We start from the raw sequence: 19,275 nt of genomic DNA on the forward strand, positions 1-19,275 counted from the left end.
GATTCTGTAAGGAATCTCGACAGCGAGGTGTCCGGCGTGCCGCTCCGCATCTTTTGCGAGCCGGGCCTCTGGACAAATCCGGTGACTTGCCACATAGACTGCCGCCCATGATGCGGCATGACAGCCTCGCCCTCTCCCGGCGCGCCCTTCTGGCGCTCCTTCGACTTACGCGCCCTTAGGCGCGCGGGTTCCGCTGTCCGGCGCTCTGGACGCGCCGCCGCCTAAGGGTCTCGATCGAACCGAACCGCGAAGGTTCGCGCCCGTTTTTTCCGAGATTTTGAAGGTGTGCCATGTCCAGCCAGAACTATGTGAAGATTTTCGACACCACCCTGCGCGACGGCGAGCAGTCGCCCGGCTGCTCGATGAACCTCGCCGAGAAGCTGCGCGTCGCCGAGCAACTGGAAGCGCTCGGCGTCGACATCATCGAGGCGGGCTTCGCCATTGCCTCCGAGGGTGATTTCGAGGCCGTGCAGGCGGTCGCCCGTCAGGCGAAGAAGGCCACGGTGGCGAGCCTCGCCCGCGCCGCGGCCGGGGACATCGACCGCGCGTGGGCCGCGCTCAAGGACGCGAAGAGCCCCCGCATCCACACGTTCATCGCCACCTCGCCGCTCCACATGCGCGTGAAGCTGGAGATGGAGCCGGAAGCGGTGCTGGAGAAGATCCGCACGTCGGTAAGCCATGCGCGCAATCTGTGTCCGGACGTCGAATGGTCGGCGGAAGACGCGACGCGCAGCGACCTCGACTTCCTGTGCCGCGCGGTCGAAACCGCGATCCGCGCCGGCGCCTCCACGATCAACCTGCCCGACACGGTCGGCTACGCGACGCCGGAAACCTACGGCGCCATGTTCCGCGACGTGATCTCGCGCGTGCCGAACGCCGACAAGGCGATCTTCTCGACGCACTGCCACAACGACCTCGGCCTCGCCGTCGCCAACACGCTGGCGGCGGTCGCGGGCGGCGCCCGGCAGGTGGAATCGACGATCAACGGCATCGGCGAGCGCGCGGGCAACGCGGCGCTGGAGGAGATCGCCATGGCGCTGCGCGTGCGCCACGACGTGATGCCCTACGACACCGGCGTCGAGACGCGCGAGATCACCCGCGCCTCGCGGCTGGTCTCGGCCGTCACCGGCTTCCAGGTACAGCCCAACAAGGCGATCGTCGGCGCCAACGCCTTCGCGCACGAGAGCGGCATCCATCAGGACGGGATGCTGAAGGACGCCAGCACCTACGAGATCATGACGCCGGAATCGGTGGGCCTCTCCGAATCCAGCCTCGTCATGGGCAAGCACTCGGGCCGCCACGCCTTCCGCCAGAAGCTGGAGGAGCTGGGCTACAAGCTCGGCGACAACGAGTTCCAGGACGCCTTCAAGCGCTTCAAGGACCTCGCCGACGCCAAGAAGCACGTCTACGACGAGGACATCATCGCGCTCGTCGACGACGAGACGATGCGCGAGAACCAGGCGATCCAGTTCCGGGAGCTGGAGATCTACTGCGGCTCCCACGGCCCGCAGCGCGCCATCCTGACTCTGGAGGTGGACGGCGAGGAGCAGACCGTCACGACGCGCGGCAACGGCCCGGTGGACGCCGTGTTCAAGGCCATGCGCAAGATCGTGCCCCACGACGACGCACAGCTGACGCTCTACGAGGTCCACGCCGTCACCGAGGGCACGGACGCGCAGGCGACGGTCAGCGTCGTGCTCGCCGAGGACGGCCGCACGGTGCGCGGCACCGGCGCGCACGTCGATACGATGGTCGCGTCCGCGAAAGCTTACGCAAATGCGCTCAACAAGCTGATCGTGAAGCGCGGCCGCAGCGAGCTTCCGGCGGTGGCGCGCACCGGCGGCTGAATGTCGGCAGCCGAGCGCTGACGGCTGAGCGCTGATTTCCGGCATCCGGGCGGGCGCATGGTTGCGCCGTCCGCGGACTCATGGTTACCAGCGGCCATGTCGTTGGGGTCGCGCATCAAAATCTGCCTTTCCTTTCTGATTGCGGCGGCGGCCCTCCCCGTTTCGGCAGGAACCGTCGCGCGCTTTCAGGACGACGGCCTCGCGCTCTACAGCGAGGCCGGCGACGCCCGCGTCCTGCGCCGCAGCGACCTGACGCCGCTGCTGCGCGGCAAGCCGGACTGGTCGGTGACGGCGGACATCGCCGCGCTCGGCAAGGCCGAGGGCAAGTCGTGGCACCTCGTCGACGCCGACTGCCTGCCGCCGATGTTCGAGCGCTGCCTGCTGTTCCTTGCGGAGACCGGGCGGCCGGGGATCGCGCTGCGCGAATACGACACGCGCGCGGGCGGCTTCGTGCCGAACGGCTTCGCGCTGCCGCCGGGGCCGACGCAGGCGATCTGGTACGACGACAGCCGCATCCTCGTCGCTGCGAACACCGGGCCCGGCTCGCTGACGAGCGCGGGCGTTCCGCGCCTCCTCAAGCTCTGGACGCGCGGCCAGCCGGTCTATGCGGCAACCACGATCCTCGCCGCGCCGCTCGACGCGCGGGGCATAAGGCCGTTCTTCTCGCTTTCGGGCGGCGGCCTCTTCCACGCCGCGGAGGTGACGACCGCGAGCGGCGACTATGAACTCTATCATTTCGGCTGGGTGCAGAACTTCCGCCGCTCGCAGCTCCCCGCCGATGCGCGGCTGCTCGACTTCTTCCAGGGCCGCGCCGTCGCCGTGCTCGGCAACGGCGGCTGGATGACGCCGGACGGCCGTTATCCGCCGGGCAGCCTCGTCGCCTATCCGATGGCGCCGCTGCTCGGCCCCGCCAGCCAGACGCTGCCGGAGCTTGCCTACACGCCGCCCGCGGGCTTCCGGGTCGTGGCCGCGAAGGCGGGGCGGGACACGCTCTACGTCCACCTGCGCGGCGCATCGGGCGACCGGCTGGTCTCGCTCAGGAAAGGCGCGCCGAGCTGGCCCGCGGCGAACATATCGCTGCCGTCCGGCGGACCGCTCGAACTCGTCGCCGCCAGCGACCTCGCGGACGTCGCGCTCGTCGTCAGCGGCACTCAGTTCCATATTGTCGGCCGGGGACGAACGCGTACCATAGCGCCATGAAGCCCCCCGCCCCGCTCGACATCGTCGCCGCACTCCGGCTCGCACTTGTGATCTTCTGGCGGCAGTTCGCGCCGATCATCTTCCTCGGCCTGATTTTCCTGACGCTGCCTGCCGTGGCGCTCCGGACGTTCAGCATCGGCACCGCGGCCTCGCCCGATCCGGCGCTCGGCACCATCGCCGAAACGCTGCGCTGGTTGCTGGTGATGGTCTTCCTCTGCGCCGTCACCGGCGGCGTGCTCGCGCGGACGAGCGACCCGCGCGCGTTCATGCGCGCGGGCCTCGGCCGGCTCCAGCCGGGGCTGGTCGTCGCGCTCGTCATCGGCATCGGCCTCATGACGCTGCGCATCGTGCTGCTGCTCGCCTCCCGCATCCTCCAGCTCGGCCAGATGAGCTCGCTGCTCTTCGTCGTCGCTTGCATCGCCGTCTTCGCCGTGTGGGCGGTCGCCGTCCCGGTGGCGCTCGGCGAGCGGCAATGGCCGATGGACGCGCTCCGGCGCTCGGCGGAACTCACGCGGGGCAACCGCTGGCGGCTGGCGGCGCTCTTCATCCTCATCGCGCTCGCCCTGACGCCGGCGATCATGGCCGTCCGCTTCGCCGTCTTCCACGCCGCGAAGACGCCGCACCAGATCGCCGAGATCGTGCAGTCGATGACGATCACCTCGCCCGGGCTGTGGATCGTGCAGCTTTCGACGCTGCTCATCTACGGGCTGCTGTCGGTGGTGCCGGTGGCGCTCTACCTGACGCTCGCCGGGCGCCGATAGAAAGCAGACGATAGAAAAAGGGCGCCGCCTTCCGGCAGCGCCCTTTTTCCTGAAACCCTCGAGGGCCTTAGCGCGAGTAGAACTCGACGACGAGGTTCGGCTCCATCCGCACCGGATAGGGCACCTCGTCGAGCGTCGGCACGCGCACGTAGGTCGCCTTGCCGTCGCCGTCGATCGAGACGTACTCGGGAATCTCGCGCTCGCTGAGGCCCTGCGCCTCCAGCACCAGCGCCATCTCCTGCGCCTTCTTGCGCAGCGACAGCACGTCGCCCGGCTTCACGCGGCGGCTGGCGATGTTGCACTTCTCGCCGTTCACCTCGATGTGGCCGTGGTTCACGATCTGGCGCGCCGCGAAGATCGTCGGCGCCCACTTGGCGCGGTACACGACCATGTCGAGGCGCTGCTCGAGCAGGCCGATGAGGTTCTGCGAGGTATCGCCCTTCATGCGGACGGCTTCCTCGTAGACCTTGCGGAACTGCTTCTCGGTGACGTCGCCGTAGTAGCCCTTCAGCTTCTGCTTGGCGCGGAGCTGGATACCGAAGTCGGAAAGCTTGCTCTTGCGGCGCTGGCCGTGCTGGCCGGGGCCGTATTCGCGCTTGTTGACCGGGCTCTTCGGACGGCCCCAGATGTTCTCGCCCATGCGGCGATCGAGCTTGTACTTTGCATTGCTGCGCTTCGACATGGCGCAATCCTTTCAATTCGCTTGCGTTTTGGTGCCCGGACTCGCGCCGCCCTGCCAAAACGCAGGACGCGGCACCCGCTTCACCGGACATGCGGGGCCAATTGCGAAGGCGCGCGTTTAGCGGGGCGGGGCGGAAAGGTCAAGGCGCCGCCGCTCTCCCGTCATACCGGCGAAAGCCGGACTGTGCTGCCCCTATATCATCGTCATACCGGCGCAGGCCGGTATCCATAACCACCGTTCGCATGGATACCGGCCTGCGCCGGTATGACGATGACGTTTGGTTACGACCTATATGTCGCCGTTCTGTATCTCGGGCGATGATCCTGACAGCAGACGTCACGTATGTTATTCCATGCCGATGAGGTTTGCACGGAAACTTATCCTACACTCACCTGTCTCAGACGAGCGCCTTCTTGAGAAGTTCGTCGAACAGTGTCTCCGCGATGAGGTGTCATTGGTGGCGATTGTCGGGCCGGGTTGCGTGCAGTTGGAGGACATTATCGACGAGATTGTCGTGGGAGATGGCACCGAGCCCAACCGCTTTCTCTGCACGACTTCTCATCCGGACGAGCCATTCGATGATGTCCTGAATATGACTGAGACATGGGAAATGGAGAGGAATGATCCGGTGCAGGAAATCCGCATCTGAATAACCGCTCCTTCGCATCCCACACCGTAGCCGACCATCCGCAAACCACCCCATCGCAGGCACTCATCGCATTGAACGCTAGCGGCGATCCTTGATAAGCGCCGTGATGATACCGCGCAGCGTGCGCACCTCCTTCGCGGAGAAGCCGGGACGCGTCAGCATGTTCCGGAGCGTGCGGCGCGAAGCCGGGGCGCGGGATTCGACGCGGAAATACCCTACGGCATCGAGCGCCGTGTCGATCTGCGCGATGAGGCCTTCGAGGTCGGCCTGCGGGGCCGGGCCTTCGTAGTTGTCGAAGCTCGCCGCCTCGCCCACGTTCGCCTTCGACCATTCGTAGGCGAAGAGGATCACCGCCTGCGCGAGGTTCAGCGATGCGAACTCCGGGTTCACGGGCACGGTGAGGATGGCCTGCGCGAGCGCGACGTCGTCGGTTTCGAGGCCGGAGCGTTCCGGGCCGAACAGGATCGCCGTGCGACCCGGCCGGGCGCGCGTGTCGCGGGCCGCCTTTTCGGGGCCGACAACCGCCTTGGTGAGGCCGCGCTTGCGCACCGTGGTGGCGTAGACGAACGCGCAGTCGGCCACGGCGTCGGCCACAGTTTCGCAAACCTGTGCGTTTTCGAGCACGATGTCCGCCCCGCTCGCCGCCGGGCCTGCGTCCGGGTTGGGCCAGCCGTCGCGCGGAGACACGAGGCGCATCTCCGCAAGCCCGAAGTTGAGCATCGCGCGCGCCGCCTTGCCGATGTTCTCGCCGAGCTGCGGCCGCACCAGAACGATGACCGGCGGCGGCGCCTCCTGCGGCGCGCCTGTCACTTGGCTGCCGTCACTTGGTCCCGTTCCGCGCGACGGTCTCGATGGTGCCGATGAAGTCCTCGAAGTCCTTCGCCTCGCGGAAATCGCGGTAGACGCTGGCGAAGCGCACGTAGGCGACGGCGTCGAGGCTCTTCAGCCCCTCCATCACCGCCTGCCCGATCACCTCGGCCTCGATCTCGGCCTCGCCGATCGCCTCCATCTGGCGAACGATGCCGGAAACCAGCCGCTCGATGCGCTCGGGCGCGATCGGGCGCTTGCGGCAGGCGATCTCGATGGAGCGGGCGAGCTTGTCGCGCTCGAACACCTCCTTGTCGCCGGACTTCTTGATGATGACGAGCTCGCGAAGCTGCACGCGCTCGAACGTCGTGAAGCGCGCGCCGCACGCCGGGCACTGACGGCGGCGGCGAATCGCGCCGCCGTCTTCCGTCGGCCGCGAGTCCTTGACCTGGCTATCCTCGCTTCCGCAAAACGGGCAGCGCATCGCTCGTCCCCCTCCCGCTACGCCTCGACCGCGTCAGAGCCCCGGATAGATCGGGAAACGATCGCAGAGCGCCTTCACGCGCGCCCGCACATCCGCTTCCACCGCGCCGTTGCCCTCGTGGCCGCTCGCGGCAAGGCCGTCGAGCACGTCCGCGATCATGTCGGCGATCTGGGTGAACTCGGCCTGTCCGAAGCCGCGCGTCGTACCCGCGGGCGAGCCGACGCGGATGCCGCTCGTCTTCGTCGGCGGCAGCGGGTCGAACGGCACGCCGTTCTTGTTGCAGGTGATGTGGCTGCGCTCCAGCGCCTCGTCGGCGTCCTTGCCGGTGAGGCCCTTGGGCCTGAGGTCGATGAGCGCGAGGTGCGTGTCCGTGCCGCCCGCAACCACATCGCAGCCGCGCTCCTTGAGGCGGCCCGCGAGCGTCTTCGCGTTGGCGATCACCGCCTGCGCGTAGACCTTGAAGCTCGGGTCGAGCGCCTCGCCGAACGCCACGGCCTTCGCGGCGATCACGTGCATCAGCGGACCGCCCTGGAGGCCGGGGAACACCGCCGAGTTGATCTTCTTGCCGAGCGCCTCGTCGTTCGAGAGCACCATGCCGCCGCGCGGCCCGCGCAGCGTCTTGTGCGTGGTGGTGGTGACGACATGCGCGTGCGGCAGCGGGCTCGGGTGCAGGCCCGCCGCGACGAGCCCGGCGAAGTGCGCCATGTCGACGAGGAAGTACGCGCCCACCTTGTCCGCGATCGCGCGGAAGCGTGGGAAATCGAGCGTGCGCGGATAGGCCGAGCCGCCCGCGATGATGAGCTTCGGCTTGTGCTCCAGCGCCAGCCGCTCGACCTCGTCGAAATCGACGAGGTGGTCATCCGGCCGAACGCCGTACTGTACGGCGTTGAACCACTTGCCGGACTGCGCGGGCGGCGCGCCGTGCGTCAGGTGGCCGCCCGCGGCGAGGCTCATGCCCATCACCGTGTCGCCCGGCTGCACCAGCGCCATCATCACGGCACCGTTCGCTTGCGCGCCCGAGTGCGGCTGCACGTTGGCGTAGGCGCAGTCGAAGAGCTTGCGGGCGCGGTCGATGGCGAGCTGCTCGACCTCGTCCGAAGGCGCGCAGCCCTGATAGTAGCGCTTGCCGGGGTAGCCTTCCGCGTACTTGTTGGTGAACACGCTGCCCTGCGCCTCGAGCACCGCGCGGCTGACGATGTTCTCGGAAGCGATCAGCTCGATCTGGTCGCGCTCGCGGGCGAGTTCGCTGGAGATGGCCTTGGCGACGGCCGCGTCGGCGGCGGCGACGCCGTCCGTGAAGAACCCGTCCTGGGCAAGCGGCGTGGCGGCGGCGGTGCTCATGCTCGTATCTCCTTCGTGGGCTACGCCGACAATTTGTCGACGCGCCGCTGGTGGCGCCCGCCCTCGAAGGGCGTGTTCAGAAATTCATTGAGGCAATCCCGCGCCGTCTCGATGCCGATCAGGCGTTCGCCGAGCGCGAGGATATTCGCATCGTTGTGCTGGCGCGAAAGCCGCGCCATCAGGCCGTTCATGCAGAGCGCGGCGCGCGCGCCCTTCACGCGGTTCGCCGCGATCGAGATGCCGATGCCGGAGCCGCAGACGACGACGCCCTTCTCGGCCCTGCCGCTCGCCACCGCCTCGCCCACGGCGCGGCCGAAATCCGGGTAGTCCACCGAGTCCGTGCCGTTCGTGCCGAGGTCGAGCACCTCGTGCCCGGCTTCCTTCAGCCAGCCGGCAACCGCCGATTTCAGGCCGTAGCCGGCGTGGTCGCTGCCAATGGCGATGACGGACATGGAGCGGCGGGCCTCATGCTGGGTACGGAAACGATTCGCGTGAGCGCACTATCTAGGGGAGCGGCGCCGTCCGCGCCACCAAGAATTGTGGCATCCGCGTCACGTGTAGATGCCCCTCAGATCGAGTGTGGCCTTCCTGCCGATCGCGGCATAGTTCGCCTTCAGCCACTGATCGGCCTTCGCGCGCCCGAGGTCGCGCAGCGCCGTGAGGAACGGCCAGTCCGCGTTCATCTTGGTGGCGGGCGAATGGGCGGCAAGCTCGTCGCCGCCGTCGACGCGGTGCATCAGGATCTTGCGGTAGCGCTTGCCCGCGACGATCTGCCGGGTCTCGATCAGCCGGTCGACGAACTCGATGGCGCGAAGCTCGCGCAGCAGCGAGCCGTTGAAGGCGATCTCGTCGATGCGGTTGTCGATGTCCTCGACGCTGGTGGGAAGCTGGCGGCGCTCGATGGGGCTCACCTGCACGAGCAGTATGTCCTCCGGCCCCGGATGATAGAACAGCGGGAACAGCGCCGGGTTGCCCATGTAGCCGCCGTCCCAGTAGGGCTCGCCGTCGATCTCCACGGCCTGGAAGAGCTGCGGCAGGCACGCGGAGGCGGCGAGCACGTCCGCCGTCACCTCGGCCCCCGAGAACACGCGCACCTTGCCGGTGAAGACGTTGGTCGCCGCGATGAACAGCGTCAGCGCCTCACAGGCGCCGATCTTCTCGAAATCGAAGGACTCGGCGACGATGTCGCGCAGCGGATTGAGGCCGGCGGGGTTGAACTGGTACGGGCTCACCGCGCGCGAGACCTGCCGGAGAAGCTCGCGCCCCGGCGAGCCGTGGCCCGTCCACGCCGCCCACCAGTCGTTCCACGGCGTGCCGCGCACCGGCACGAACAGCGCGGCATCGGAGACGCGCTTCCAGAACCGGTCGAGGCTTTCGCGCGCGCCGTCGCGTCCGCCGCTCATCCAACCCTGCGCCAGCGCGGCCGCGTTCATCGCCCCCGCGCTGGTGCCCGATATGGCGGAGAGTTCGATACGCTTGTCCTCGAGCAGCCGGTCGAGCACGCCCCACGTGAACGCGCCGTGGCTGCCGCCGCCCTGGAGCGCGAGGTTGATGGTTTTCGTCGCCATGACCGGAACCTAGCGTCCGATCAAGGGCCTGCCTATCCGCAGGTCAGGCCGCGAGGCGAATTTCCAGCCGGTCCCAGATCTCCACGAGCGCGGAGACGAGATCGCCCATCATAGCCTCGTCGTGTGTGGGGCCGGGGGTGAAGCGCAGCCGCTCCGTACCGCGCGGCACGGTCGGGTAGTTGATCGGCTGCACGTAGACGCCGTACTCGATGAGCAGGATGTCGCTGATCTTCTTGGTCTTCACCGGGTCGCCGACGAGCAGCGGCACGATGTGCGTCGTCGAATCCATCACCGGCAGGCCCGCGTCGCGCATCTTCGCCTTCAGCATCGCGGCGGCGGCCTGCTGGCCCTCGCGCTCGGCGCCCGACGCCTTCAGGTGGCGCACGCTGGCGAGCGCGCCCGCGACGAGCACGGGGGCGAGGCTGGTGGTGAAGATGAAGCCGGGCGCGTAGCTGCGGATCACGTCGGTCAGCGTCTTGGAGGCGGCGATGTAGCCGCCCATGATGCCGAACGCCTTGGCGAGCGTGCCCTCGATGATGGTCAGCCGGTGCGCGACGCCGTCCCGCTCCGAGATGCCGCCGCCGTGGTCGCCGTACATGCCGACCGCGTGCACCTCGTCGAGGTAGGTGAGCGCGTTGTACTTGTCGGCGAGGTCGCAGATCTCCGCGATCGGCGCGATGTCGCCGTCCATCGAATAGACGCTTTCGAACGCGATCAGCTTCGCGGCGTCCTTCGGCGCCTCGGCGAGCAACTCCTCAAGGTGCGCGAGGTCGTTGTGGCGGAACACGCGCTTCTCGCAGCCCGCGTTACGGATGCCCGCGATCATCGAGGCGTGGTTCAATTCGTCCGAGAACACGATGCAGCCCGGCAGGATCTTGCCGAGCGTCGAGAGCGTCGCCTCGTTCGAGATGTAGCCCGAGGTGAAGAGCAGCGCGGCTTCCTTGCCGTGAAGCTCGGCAAGCTCGTTCTCGAGCTCCAGATGGTAGTGCGTGTTGCCGCCGATGTTGCGCGTGCCGCCCGAGCCCGCGCCGACGTCGTGCAGCGCTTCCTCCATCGCGGCGATCACGTCCGGGTGCTGGCCCATGCCGAGATAGTCGTTCGAGCACCAGACGGTGATCGGGCGCGCGCCGTTGTGCCCGGCGAAGCAGCGCGCGTTCGGATAGGCGCCGCGATTGCGCAGGATGTCGATGAAAATGCGGTAGCGACCCTCGGCATGAAGCCGGTCGATCGCGTCCTTGAAAATGCGGTTGTAGTCCACGCTCTCTAACCCGTCCTGCCCGCTCTTTTGCCCGCTTTACATCGGAGGCGGCGCTCCCGTCACCCCACTTTATGTCGCAGGGACTTGTTGCGAGTTTTTCGCAACTTTTGCGAAGGGCTGGAACGACTTAGATAGACTTCTCAACAAGGAAGCTGTCGATGGCGAATTTCGCCGCCCAGTTGAGATAGGCCCACCGGCCGTACTCGCCGTCGATCGGGAACGAACCGCGCACGCCGCCGACGAGATCGGGGTTGCCGTCCAGCGCAATCGTGCGGCGCACGAAGGCGTTCAGCCCCTTGCCTGCCGCGACGAAGCCGTCGCCGCCGCCGAGCGGGGCGAGGTAGAACAGGCTCTCGGCGACCTGCACATTGCCGGTGAGGCAGGACCAGTCGGCCGCCGCCGACCAGTCCGACCGGAGACGGCCCGGAAGCGCGCCATCGCTGCGGAGCGCGCCGACGAGCGCGCGACCCATCTTCAGCGCCGCGTCCAGATAGCGCTGCTCGCCCGAAAGCCGGTGCGCCTCCACGACCCCGCGCAGGTAATAGCCGAGCGTATGGGTGAGCGGCCGGTCCTTGTGCTGAAGGCAGCAATCATCGACCCAGCCGTTCGCCTGCATCTTGCCGAGCGCCCAGTCCACCTGCCTGAGGCCCGCCGCGCCGTAGCCTTCGCCGGGGGCGGTACGCTCGGCTTCGAACAGACCCCACGACACATGCGTCTCGTAGGCCTTCTCGCCCGCGTGCGTGAACGGCGACGGATGCGAACGCCAGCAGCCGTCGGGATCGAGCGAATCCCTGAGGAAGCGGGCTGCGCCGTGCATGGCTTCGAGATACTTCGCGTCCCCGAGCGTCCGCGCGCCGATGGCGAGGCCGATCAGGATCTGGCCGGTGTTGAAGGTGACGGACTTGACCGGAACGGCGTCGATCTTGCCTCCCTGAAAGCCGCCGTCCTCGAGTTGGATCGCGCACAGCCAGTCGAGCATCCGGCGCGCGCGGGCTTCCTCGCCCAGCGCGAGCAACGTCGGAACGATGTAGCCGGTCGTCTCGGGGTAGCTGGTTGCCCAGCCCTTCGCGACATGCCAGTCGCGGGCAACGCCGCCATCGGCCGTCGCCGAGAAATCCTGCGCGCGGCCGAGCCACGCCGTGCAGGCCGCGATGGCGGCATCAATGCCGGGGTCGCTGGCGGGAAGCCCGGTGGCGTCGCGTTTCTTCGCCGCGCGTTCCGCAGGCGCAAGCTGGAAGTCGTTGTAGAGTGTTTTCAGTGTCTTGAGCATGGGCTCCACCTAGCGGGAGTCGGTTAAGGTTTTATCGCCGCCCGGTGAGGCGGGAGAGCTTCCGGGTGATACGGCTGCGGCCCTGTGCAAGCCACGGGCCGGGATCGCCGCGCCGCCAGACGGCATCAATCGCCTGCCAGCCCTTGCCCGCCTTCGGAACCTTTGCCCCGGAGGCGACCGCGCCGGGGTCGCGCCATCCATAACGATGCGTGGGTGCGGCAGTCGGAAGCGGCAGGCGCATCTGGTCGGCGAACTGGACGGCGGGCAGGTTGACCCCGTTCAGCGTCGCCAGCTCGGACTGGTAGTCCGTGCGGCAGGCGGTCGGCTCGATCATGTAGAATTCGCCGGTGCGCGCATGGCGCTTGAATTCGAGGCTGCCCATGCCCTGAAAGTGCGCCGCCGCGAAAAAGGCCTGCGTGTCGGCCGCAAGCCGCGCGTGCGCTTCGGGCGCGGGCGCGCAGCCCGCCGTGCCACCGACACGCGGCGGCCAGCTCGCCGTCTTGTAGCCGGTGTAGGCGGCGAGCATGTCGCTCTCCGCGCTGAAATAGGCGAGGCAGAAGAAGACGCTGCCGTCGTCGCCGGGCACATATTCCTGCGCCACGAGTTCGCCCGCGGCGGCGAGCATGTCCGGGATCGTCGGCGCGGCCTCGTCCGCGCTTTCGAACACGTAAGCCTTCCTGAACCGCGCCTGATAGGCGGCGACGTGCTCGCTCGGCTTCACGATCAGCGGCGGCGTGAGCCTGCCGAGCAGCGCGACGTCCTCCGCCGCGCGCAGCGTCACCGTCTTCGGCACCGCGAGGCCGGCGCGTTCGGCGATCGGCATGAAGCGGTCCTTGTTGACCATCGCCTCCACCACCGCGCGCCCCGGCATGGCGATCCGGTAGCCGGAAATCGCGTCGCGATACGCCGCGACCGTCGCCACGCCGTCCTCGCGGGTCAGGAACAGCACCGGGTCGTGGTCGAGCCGCGCGCGGTAGGCGGCAAGCGCCTCGAGCAGGCCCTCCCCGGACACCGCGGCCTTCGACACCGAGCAGCAGCGGGTGGCGGTATAGGCGCCCATCGCGTCGTCGAGCGCATGGGTGCGGATTCCGGCCTGCGCGAGCGACCGCACGACGCCGAGGCCGTTGAGGCCAAGGCCGACGACGAGAGCGCTGCCGCTCAAAAGCCGAGGTCTCCCCATGCGGGAGGCGCGAAATAGCCGTCCACCATATCCTCCGTCACGTCGCGGAGCGCGGCCGGGCGCCAGCGCGGCGACTTGTCCTTGTCGATCAGCTGGGCGCGGATGCCTTCGTAGAAATCATGGCCCGACTTGATCGCCGACACCAGCCTGTATTCGCGGCGGAGGCACCCGGCGAGGTCGTCGCCCCGCGCCTCGCGGAGCGCGCGCAGGCTGATCTTCATGCTGGTCGGCGACAGCTTCATCAGCGTGTCGCGCTGCGCGACGGCCCAGTCGCTGCCGAGCGAAAGCGATTCCATGATCGCCTCGACGCTGTCGAACGCGAAGTGCCGGTCGATCTCGGCGCGGACCTCCGCGAGCGGCGCCGGGCCTGCGTCCGAATGGAAGGCGTTCAACGTCTGCGCGACGTCATTGCCCTCTGCGAGCGCGTCGGTCAGCGCCCCGATCCGGTCGCTGGCGCAGTGGTGCGTGCCGTAGGCGGCATACATGCAGTCCGCCGCCTTGAGCCGCGCGCCGGTGAGGCCGAGGTAGGTGCCCACCTCGCCCGGCATCTGCGCGAGCGCGTGCGTGCCGCCGACGTCGGGGATGAGGCCGATGCCGGTTTCGGGCATGGCGAACAGCGTTTTTTCGGTGACGACCCGGTAGGGCGCGTGCACCGAGATGCCGACGCCGCCGCCCATGCTGAAGCCGTCGACGAGCGCCACGTAGGGCTTCGGATACCGGCCGATGGCGAGGTTCATGCGGTATTCGTCCGCGAAGAAGCCCTCCCAGTCCGACGTGCCTTCCTTGCCCGCGTGATAGAGGCCGACGACGTCGCCGCCCGCGCAGAACGCCTTTTCCCCCGCACCGCGCACGACGACCACCGAGACGTCGTCGTCCCCGGCCCACGCGTCGAGCTGGCGGTGCAGCGCAAGGCACATGCCGCGATTGAGCGCGTTCAGCGCCTGCGGCCGGTTCAGCGTCACCAGCCCTGCGCGGCCGCGCTTTTCGAACAGGATGTCGTCGGTCATTCGGCTCCCCTCAAAGTCTTTCAGAATGCGCGCGGCGCGGCGGTGGAGGTCATACGCGCAAGCAGCGCGCCCTCGCCATCGAAAAGGTCCGCCTCGAGGAAGGCGATCATGCGGCCGCGCTTGATGACGCGCCCCTCCGCGTAGAGCTTCCCCGCCTTCGCGGGCAGCAGGAAGCTGACCTTCATCTCGATCGTCGCGACGAAGATGCGCTTGCCCGCGTGCGCCACGCAGGCCATTTCCGCCGCGTCGTCCAGCATCGCCGCGACGATGCCGCCCTGCACCGTGCCGTTCGGATTGCAGAACTCGGGCTTCGCCGTGAACGACATGCGGACGCGGCCTTCCGGGTCCAGCTCAAGAATCTCGGCGCCGAGCAGGATGCCGGTCGGCGGCAGATCGGCGTTGAGGCGCGCGAGCAGGTCCTCATGTGTCGTCATAACTCTCGCCGCTATCCTCTTGTTACAGATAATCAATCTCAAGCCCGCGCCTTGCCAGGGCAGGCGTGAGCGCGGCGGCCTTTTCGTCCCTCGCCGTGAAAACGGCAAGACCCGTCGGTTCGCAGCCGGTCCAGTCGGCGTCGCGGAGCAGGTGTGCGACACGCCGCGCGATCCCCTGCCCGCCGTGGACGAACCGCAAGGGTCGGCGGGCCGCCGCGGCAAGCTCGTCCTCGACCAACGGGAAGTGCGTGCAGGCGAGCACCACGATGTCGATGTCTTCTCCGCGCGGCTGATCGGTCAGCCCCGCCATCACCGCCGCATAGTCCTCCGCGGGAACCGCCTCCCCGCGCAGCTTCGCCTCCGCCATCGCCGCGAGGTCCGGCGCGCCGTGGCGGAGGACAATACAGTCCGAAGCGAACTCCGCGGCAAGATTGTCAACATAGGCCTGCCGCACCGTGGCGGGCGTGCCGAGCACGCCGATCACCTTCGTCCGCGTCGCCTCGGCGGCGGGCTTGATCGCGGGCACGGTGCCCACCACCGGCACGTCGAGCGCCGCGCGCACGTGCGCCAGCGCGATCGTGGAAGCCGTGTTGCAGGCGATGACGATGAGCCGGGGGCGATACCGCTCCGTCAGCCGCCCGAGCAGTGCGGGCACGCGCGCGGCGATCTCCGCCTCGCTCTTGCTGCCGTAGGGGAACCCGGCGTTGTCCGCGACATACACCACCGGCGCCTGCGGCAGCGCGGCACGGATCGGCGCCAGCACCGAGAGGCCACCCATGCCGGAATCGAAAACCAGAATGGGGGGGCAGGTCATGCGGCCATGCGCCGGGCGCGGTCGCGCCATTCGGCGGACAGCGGCTTCAGCCCGCCAAGCGCCCTGAGCGCCGCGGGGTCGGACTTGCCCGCGCTGCCGACGATCAGGTCGAAGACGCGCGCCACGGTCCATTCGGGGCAAGGCCGCGCTTCGAGCTTCAGAACGTCGCCGACTGCGACGACGCCGGGTTCGATCACGCGGTAGTACCAGCCGGAGCGGCTGCTCCTGACGATCTCGGCGACGAGCGCCGGCCGCCCCAGCCGGTGCGCCGGTTTCCAGCACGGCTTGCGGCCCTGCGAGACTTCCACGAGCGCGGTGCCGAGCCGGTAGCGGTCGCCGATGCAGGCGGTGCGCTCGTCGAGGCCGGTCGTCGAGATGTTCTCCCCGAACGCCCCCGCCGCGCCGAGCAATGCCTGATCCGGCATCAGCCCCGCCCACCAGGCATAGTGATCGCGCGGATAGTGGTGGATCGCCATGTCGACGCCGCCGTGGTGGACGGTATCCGCCTGCTCGTCGCCGTCGAGGCCGAGCGGCTTCACCACCACTGCGCCCAGCCGCGGCGCCTTGACGATCGCGCTCATCTCCTCGCCGCGCAGCGGGCGCGCGGTGCCGGTGAGCACCGCTTCTATGGTGAGTCCCGTCATGATCCGCGATTAGCGCCCGCCATGCGTTCCGGTAAAGCCCGCGCTTCTCAAGGCGGGCGTTTTCGCCCATAGATGCCGCCCATGTCTTCCGTCCCCAAGCCTGCCGCCGCCTATCCCGCAACCCGCCTGAGACGCCCCCGCGCGCGCGCCTGGTCGCGCGCGCTGTTCGCCGAAGCGACGCTGACTCCGGCCGATTTCATCTGGCCGCTGTTCGTGACCGAAGGCGCAGGCGAGCGCACGCCGGTGCCGACGATGCCGGGCGTCGAGCGGCTGTCGGTCGACCTCGTCGCCGCCGCGGCGAAGGAGGCCGAAAGCCTCGGCATCCCGTGCATCGCGCTGTTCCCGAACACGCCGCCCGAACGGCGCACGGCGGACGGCCGCGAGGCGCTCAACCCGGACAATCTCACCTGCCGCGCGATCAAGGCGATCAAGGACGCCGCGCCCGGCATCGGCGTGCTGACGGACGTCGCGCTCGATCCCTACACGACGCACGGCCACGACGGCCTGCTTTCGGAAGACGGCCGCATCCTCAACGACGAGACGCTGGAGATGCTGCAAGGGCAGGCGCTGGTGCAGGCGCGCGCCGGGGCGGACATCATCGCGCCGTCGGACATGATGGACGGCCGCGTCGGCGCGATCCGCAAGGTGCTGGAGGCGGGCAGCTTCCACGACGTGCAGATAATGAGCTACGCCGCCAAGTACGCCTCCGCCTTCTACGGCCCGTTCCGCGACGCGGTCGGCTCCGGCGGCTTCCTGAAGGGCGACAAGAAGACCTACCAGATGAACCCGGCGAACGCCGACGAGGCGCTGCGCGAGGTCGCGCTCGACATCGCCGAGGGCGCGGACAGCGTGATGGTGAAGCCGGGGATGCCATACCTCGACGTGATCGCGCGCGTGAAGGACGCGTTCAACATCCCCGTGTTCGCCTATCAGGTCTCCGGCGAGTACGCGATGCTGGAGACGGCGGCGCGGGCGGGCCTGATCGAGCGCGACCGCATGATCATCGAGGCGCTGACGGCCTTCAAGCGCGCGGGCTGCTCGGGCGTGCTCACCTACTACGCGCGCGACGCGGCGCGGCTGCTCGGATGACGGCTGCCGAGGGCGTCGCGTCACGGGGACTGGCGGCGCGGCCGCTGTTCATCGCGACCATCTTCCTCGGCTCGTTCCTGCTGTTCTTCATCCAGCCGATGCTCGGCCGCATGGCGCTGCCGACGCTGGGCGGCGCGCCCGCCGTGTGGAACGTCGCCATGCTGTTCTATCAGGCGATGCTGCTCGCGGGGTACGTCTACGCCCACGCCATCAGCCGCCTCGCGCAGCGGCGGCAGACGATCGTCCACCTCGCGGTATTCGCCGTCGCGGCGCTCACCCTGCCGATCAGCCTCGCGGAGGTCGGCGGACGCGAGACGCTGCCGCCGATGTTGTGGCTGCTGGCGCTGCTCGCCGCCTCCATCGGGCCGGTGTTCTTCGTCGTCGCGGCGCAGGCGCCGCTGATGCAGTCGTGGTACGCGCGCGTCGACGATCCGGCAGCGGCGGACCCCTATTTCCTCTACGCGGCCAGCAACGCCGGCAGCCTGCTCGCCCTCCTCGCCTATCCGTTCGCGGTGGAGCCGTACCTACGGCTCAAGGAACAGGCGTGGCTGTGGTCGGGCGGGTTCGTGGTCCTCGCCCTCCTCGTCGCCGTCTGCGCCCGCCGCCCTGCGCATGACCCGGTCCCCGCCGCCGAGGCCGCGCCGCCCGCGACGTGGCGCGAGCGCGCGGTCTGGACGGCGCTCGCCGCCGTGCCCTCGGGCCTGCTGCTGTCGACGACGACGCACCTGACGACGGACATCGTCGCCGTGCCGCTGCTCTGGGTGGTGCCGCTGGCGCTCTATCTCGTCACCTTCATCGTCGCCTTCTCGATGGGCGGGGCGATCTTCGTGAAGCAGGCGAAGATGGGCGCGCCGATCCTGCTGCTGCTGCTCGGCGGCTATACGTTCCTCGCGCAGGGCGTGTTCGCGCTGCTGATGGCGCTCACCAACCTCGTGCTGCTGTTCGTGGTCGCGCTGGCGCTGCACGGCCACCTCGCCGAGCGGCGGCCGCCGCCGTCGCAGCTCACCGACTTCTACCTGTGGATCTCGGTGGGCGGTGTGCTCGGCGGGCTGTTCTCCGCGATCGTCGCGCCGCTGGTGTTCGATTGGGTGTACGAGCACCCGATCCTGCTCGTGTGCGCTGCCGCGCTGATCCCCGCGAAGCCGCTGACGAAGCGCCTCGGCAAACTGTGGAAAGGACGCCGGGGCCTGATCCTCGACATCGCCCTACCCGCCGCCGCGCTCGCCGCCTCGTGGTGGGTGCACACCGAACTGATCCTCGCCGACAGCGCCGAGACCGCCGCGCCCGCGCTCGCCCTGATCGCGCTCGCCGCCGTGCTCTCGATCGGACGGCGGCTCACCTTCGCGGCCTGCTTCGGCGCGCTGATGCTCGGCCTCGGCGGCTGGCAGGCGATCGCGATCAGCCGCATCGAACTGGCGCGCGAGCGCAGCTTCTTCGGCATCTACACGGTGAAGGCGGACAGCGCGCGGCTGATCCGCCAGCTCGAGCACGGTACGACGCTGCACGGCGTGCAGAGCCTGATCCCGGACCTCCAGAGCGAACCGCAGTCCTACTACGCGAAGGGCAGCGGCGTCGCCGAGGCGTTCGAGGCGCTGCCCAAGATCGCCGGACGCTTCGCCAAGGTCGGCTACGTCGGGCTCGGCACCGGCTCCCTCTCCTGCTTCGCGACGCCGGGACAAGGCTGGACCGCATTCGAGATCGACCCGCTGGTCGTGCGGCTGGCGAAGGACGAGCGGCTGTTCACCTATATCGCGCGCTGCACGCCGGACCTTCGCATCGTGATGGGCGACGCGCGCCTCTCGCTCGCGAAGGAGCCGAAGCACACCTACGACCTCATCGCCATCGACGCTTTCACATCGGACGCGATCCCGATGCACCTGATGACCGAGGAGGCGTTCGGGGTCTATACGGGCACGCTGAAACCGGACGGTGTGCTGATGGTGCACATCTCGAACCGCCATATCGACCTGCAGCCGGTGATCGCCGCCATCGCCGCCGACATGGGCTGGACGGCGCGCGTGCGCGACCACACGCCCTACGATCCCGGCCTCCCCGGAATCGACTATTCGCGCTCGATCTGGGTGGCGCTGACGCCTACGGAAACGCGGATGCAGGACCTGATGTACGGCGGCGGAGCGGGACCGACCGGCTGGGCGCTGCTGCGCGAGAAGCGCGGCCTTCAGCCGTGGACCGACGATTTCGCGAGCATCATCCCGGTGCTGAAGCAGCAATAGCCGGGT

Annotated in this window: 19 protein-coding genes; 6 read left to right on the forward strand and 13 right to left on the reverse strand. The window is 68.7% G+C overall.

Translation table 11 applies throughout. The annotated features are described in order from the left end of the window. Positions 1 to 290 precede the first annotated feature (290 nt). From PE061_RS17995 to PE061_RS18005, 3 genes are all read left to right on the forward strand, one after another. Complete coding sequence (locus PE061_RS17995) at positions 291 to 1,847, forward strand: 2-isopropylmalate synthase (RefSeq protein ID WP_271256589.1); 1,557 nt, start codon at positions 291 to 293, stop codon at positions 1,845 to 1,847. A 102-nt stretch (positions 1,848 to 1,949) separates the two neighbouring features. After that, positions 1,950 to 3,047, forward strand: coding sequence for a hypothetical protein (locus PE061_RS18000; protein ID WP_271256590.1), 1,098 nt, complete (start codon positions 1,950 to 1,952; stop codon positions 3,045 to 3,047). After that, the gene (locus PE061_RS18005) at positions 3,044 to 3,808 is read left to right on the forward strand and encodes a hypothetical protein (RefSeq protein ID WP_271256591.1); all 765 of its coding nucleotides are present in this window, start codon (positions 3,044 to 3,046) and stop codon (positions 3,806 to 3,808) included. The genes PE061_RS18000 and PE061_RS18005 overlap by 4 nt, the downstream gene beginning before the upstream one ends. Before the next feature lie 67 nt (positions 3,809 to 3,875). On the opposite strand, the gene rpsD is transcribed toward PE061_RS18005, so the two are convergent. Then, a complete protein-coding gene (rpsD, locus tag PE061_RS18010; RefSeq protein WP_271256592.1) occupies positions 3,876 to 4,490 on the reverse strand; it encodes a 30S ribosomal protein S4 in 615 nt (204 codons plus the stop codon). A 457-nt stretch (positions 4,491 to 4,947) separates the two neighbouring features. Here rpsD and PE061_RS18015 point away from each other — a divergent pair, with 457 nt between their 5' ends. Then, on the forward strand, positions 4,948 to 5,139 hold the full coding sequence (locus PE061_RS18015; protein ID WP_271259243.1) for a hypothetical protein: 192 nt from the start codon (positions 4,948 to 4,950) through the stop codon (positions 5,137 to 5,139). 78 nt (positions 5,140 to 5,217) lie between these two features. On the opposite strand, the gene PE061_RS18020 is transcribed toward PE061_RS18015, so the two are convergent. The 12 genes from PE061_RS18020 to PE061_RS18075 form a co-directional block, all read right to left on the reverse strand. Then, on the reverse strand, positions 5,218 to 5,949 hold the full coding sequence (locus PE061_RS18020) for an RNA methyltransferase (protein ID WP_336297005.1): 732 nt from the start codon (positions 5,947 to 5,949) through the stop codon (positions 5,218 to 5,220). Between the two features lie 10 nt (positions 5,950 to 5,959). Further along, a complete protein-coding gene (nrdR, locus tag PE061_RS18025) occupies positions 5,960 to 6,430 on the reverse strand; it encodes a transcriptional regulator NrdR (RefSeq protein WP_271256593.1) in 471 nt (156 codons plus the stop codon). Positions 6,431 to 6,463: 33 nt separating this feature from the next. Continuing rightward, complete coding sequence (gene glyA / locus PE061_RS18030; protein WP_271256594.1) at positions 6,464 to 7,771, reverse strand: serine hydroxymethyltransferase; 1,308 nt, start codon at positions 7,769 to 7,771, stop codon at positions 6,464 to 6,466. A 20-nt stretch (positions 7,772 to 7,791) separates the two neighbouring features. Beyond that, the gene (rpiB, locus tag PE061_RS18035) at positions 7,792 to 8,223 is read right to left on the reverse strand and encodes a ribose 5-phosphate isomerase B (RefSeq protein WP_271256595.1); all 432 of its coding nucleotides are present in this window, start codon (positions 8,221 to 8,223) and stop codon (positions 7,792 to 7,794) included. A gap of 99 nt (positions 8,224 to 8,322) precedes the next feature. Further along, a complete protein-coding gene (locus PE061_RS18040; RefSeq protein ID WP_271256596.1) occupies positions 8,323 to 9,339 on the reverse strand; it encodes a patatin-like phospholipase family protein in 1,017 nt (338 codons plus the stop codon). Between the two features lie 43 nt (positions 9,340 to 9,382). Beyond that, complete coding sequence (hemA, locus tag PE061_RS18045) at positions 9,383 to 10,597, reverse strand: 5-aminolevulinate synthase (RefSeq protein ID WP_271256597.1); 1,215 nt, start codon at positions 10,595 to 10,597, stop codon at positions 9,383 to 9,385. Between the two features lie 127 nt (positions 10,598 to 10,724). Next, positions 10,725 to 11,867 carry a hypothetical protein gene (locus PE061_RS18050; RefSeq protein WP_271256598.1) on the reverse strand — a complete coding sequence of 381 codons (1,143 nt, stop codon included), beginning with the start codon at positions 11,865 to 11,867 and terminating at the stop codon, positions 10,725 to 10,727. Positions 11,868 to 11,898: 31 nt separating this feature from the next. Then, entirely contained in the window at positions 11,899 to 13,029 is a 1,131-nt protein-coding gene (locus PE061_RS18055; RefSeq protein WP_271256599.1) for a hypothetical protein, read from the reverse strand. Beyond that, on the reverse strand, positions 13,026 to 14,054 hold the full coding sequence (locus tag PE061_RS18060; RefSeq protein ID WP_271256600.1) for an enoyl-CoA hydratase/isomerase family protein: 1,029 nt from the start codon (positions 14,052 to 14,054) through the stop codon (positions 13,026 to 13,028). The genes PE061_RS18055 and PE061_RS18060 overlap by 4 nt, the downstream gene beginning before the upstream one ends. Before the next feature lie 20 nt (positions 14,055 to 14,074). After that, positions 14,075 to 14,488 (reverse strand): PaaI family thioesterase, encoded by a 414-nt coding sequence (locus tag PE061_RS18065; RefSeq protein WP_271256601.1) that lies wholly within the window; start codon positions 14,486 to 14,488, stop codon positions 14,075 to 14,077. A 22-nt stretch (positions 14,489 to 14,510) separates the two neighbouring features. Further along, the gene (murI, locus tag PE061_RS18070) at positions 14,511 to 15,302 is read right to left on the reverse strand and encodes a glutamate racemase (RefSeq protein ID WP_271256602.1); all 792 of its coding nucleotides are present in this window, start codon (positions 15,300 to 15,302) and stop codon (positions 14,511 to 14,513) included. After that, a complete protein-coding gene (locus tag PE061_RS18075) occupies positions 15,299 to 15,946 on the reverse strand; it encodes an MOSC domain-containing protein (protein ID WP_271256603.1) in 648 nt (215 codons plus the stop codon). Before PE061_RS18075 ends, murI begins: the two co-directional genes overlap by 4 nt. Positions 15,947 to 16,027: 81 nt before the next feature. On the opposite strand from PE061_RS18075, the gene hemB reads away from it, so the two are divergent. Both hemB and PE061_RS18085 read left to right on the forward strand, forming a co-directional pair. Next, a complete protein-coding gene (hemB, locus tag PE061_RS18080; RefSeq protein ID WP_271256604.1) occupies positions 16,028 to 17,035 on the forward strand; it encodes a porphobilinogen synthase in 1,008 nt (335 codons plus the stop codon). After that, entirely contained in the window at positions 17,032 to 19,269 is a 2,238-nt protein-coding gene (locus PE061_RS18085; protein ID WP_271256605.1) for a spermidine synthase, read from the forward strand. The genes hemB and PE061_RS18085 overlap by 4 nt, the downstream gene beginning before the upstream one ends. Positions 19,270 to 19,275: the final 6 nt, after the last annotated feature.

It is taken from the genome of Sphingosinicella microcystinivorans, from assembly GCF_027941835.1.
GTDB lineage: Bacteria > Pseudomonadota > Alphaproteobacteria > Sphingomonadales > Sphingomonadaceae > Sphingosinicella.

Bases quoted from the DNA above. Each gene is read 5' to 3' on its own strand.
- PE061_RS17995 (WP_271256589.1), top strand. From the start codon at position 291: ATGTCCAGCCAGAACTATGTGAAGATTTTCGACACCACCCTGCGCGAC.
- PE061_RS18005 (WP_271256591.1), top strand. From the start codon at position 3,044: ATGAAGCCCCCCGCCCCGCTCGACATCGTCGCCGCACTCCGGCTCGCA.
- rpsD (WP_271256592.1), bottom strand. From the start codon at position 4,490: ATGTCGAAGCGCAGCAATGCAAAGTACAAGCTCGATCGCCGCATGGGC.
- nrdR (WP_271256593.1), bottom strand. From the start codon at position 6,430: ATGCGCTGCCCGTTTTGCGGAAGCGAGGATAGCCAGGTCAAGGACTCG.
- glyA (WP_271256594.1), bottom strand. From the start codon at position 7,771: ATGAGCACCGCCGCCGCCACGCCGCTTGCCCAGGACGGGTTCTTCACG.
- rpiB (WP_271256595.1), bottom strand. From the start codon at position 8,223: ATGTCCGTCATCGCCATTGGCAGCGACCACGCCGGCTACGGCCTGAAA.
- PE061_RS18040 (WP_271256596.1), bottom strand. From the start codon at position 9,339: ATGGCGACGAAAACCATCAACCTCGCGCTCCAGGGCGGCGGCAGCCAC.
- PE061_RS18050 (WP_271256598.1), bottom strand. From the start codon at position 11,867: ATGCTCAAGACACTGAAAACACTCTACAACGACTTCCAGCTTGCGCCT.
- PE061_RS18060 (WP_271256600.1), bottom strand. From the start codon at position 14,054: ATGACCGACGACATCCTGTTCGAAAAGCGCGGCCGCGCAGGGCTGGTG.
- PE061_RS18065 (WP_271256601.1), bottom strand. From the start codon at position 14,488: ATGACGACACATGAGGACCTGCTCGCGCGCCTCAACGCCGATCTGCCG.
- murI (WP_271256602.1), bottom strand. From the start codon at position 15,302: ATGACCTGCCCCCCCATTCTGGTTTTCGATTCCGGCATGGGTGGCCTC.
- PE061_RS18075 (WP_271256603.1), bottom strand. From the start codon at position 15,946: ATGACGGGACTCACCATAGAAGCGGTGCTCACCGGCACCGCGCGCCCG.
- hemB (WP_271256604.1), top strand. From the start codon at position 16,028: ATGTCTTCCGTCCCCAAGCCTGCCGCCGCCTATCCCGCAACCCGCCTG.
- PE061_RS18085 (WP_271256605.1), top strand. From the start codon at position 17,032: ATGACGGCTGCCGAGGGCGTCGCGTCACGGGGACTGGCGGCGCGGCCG.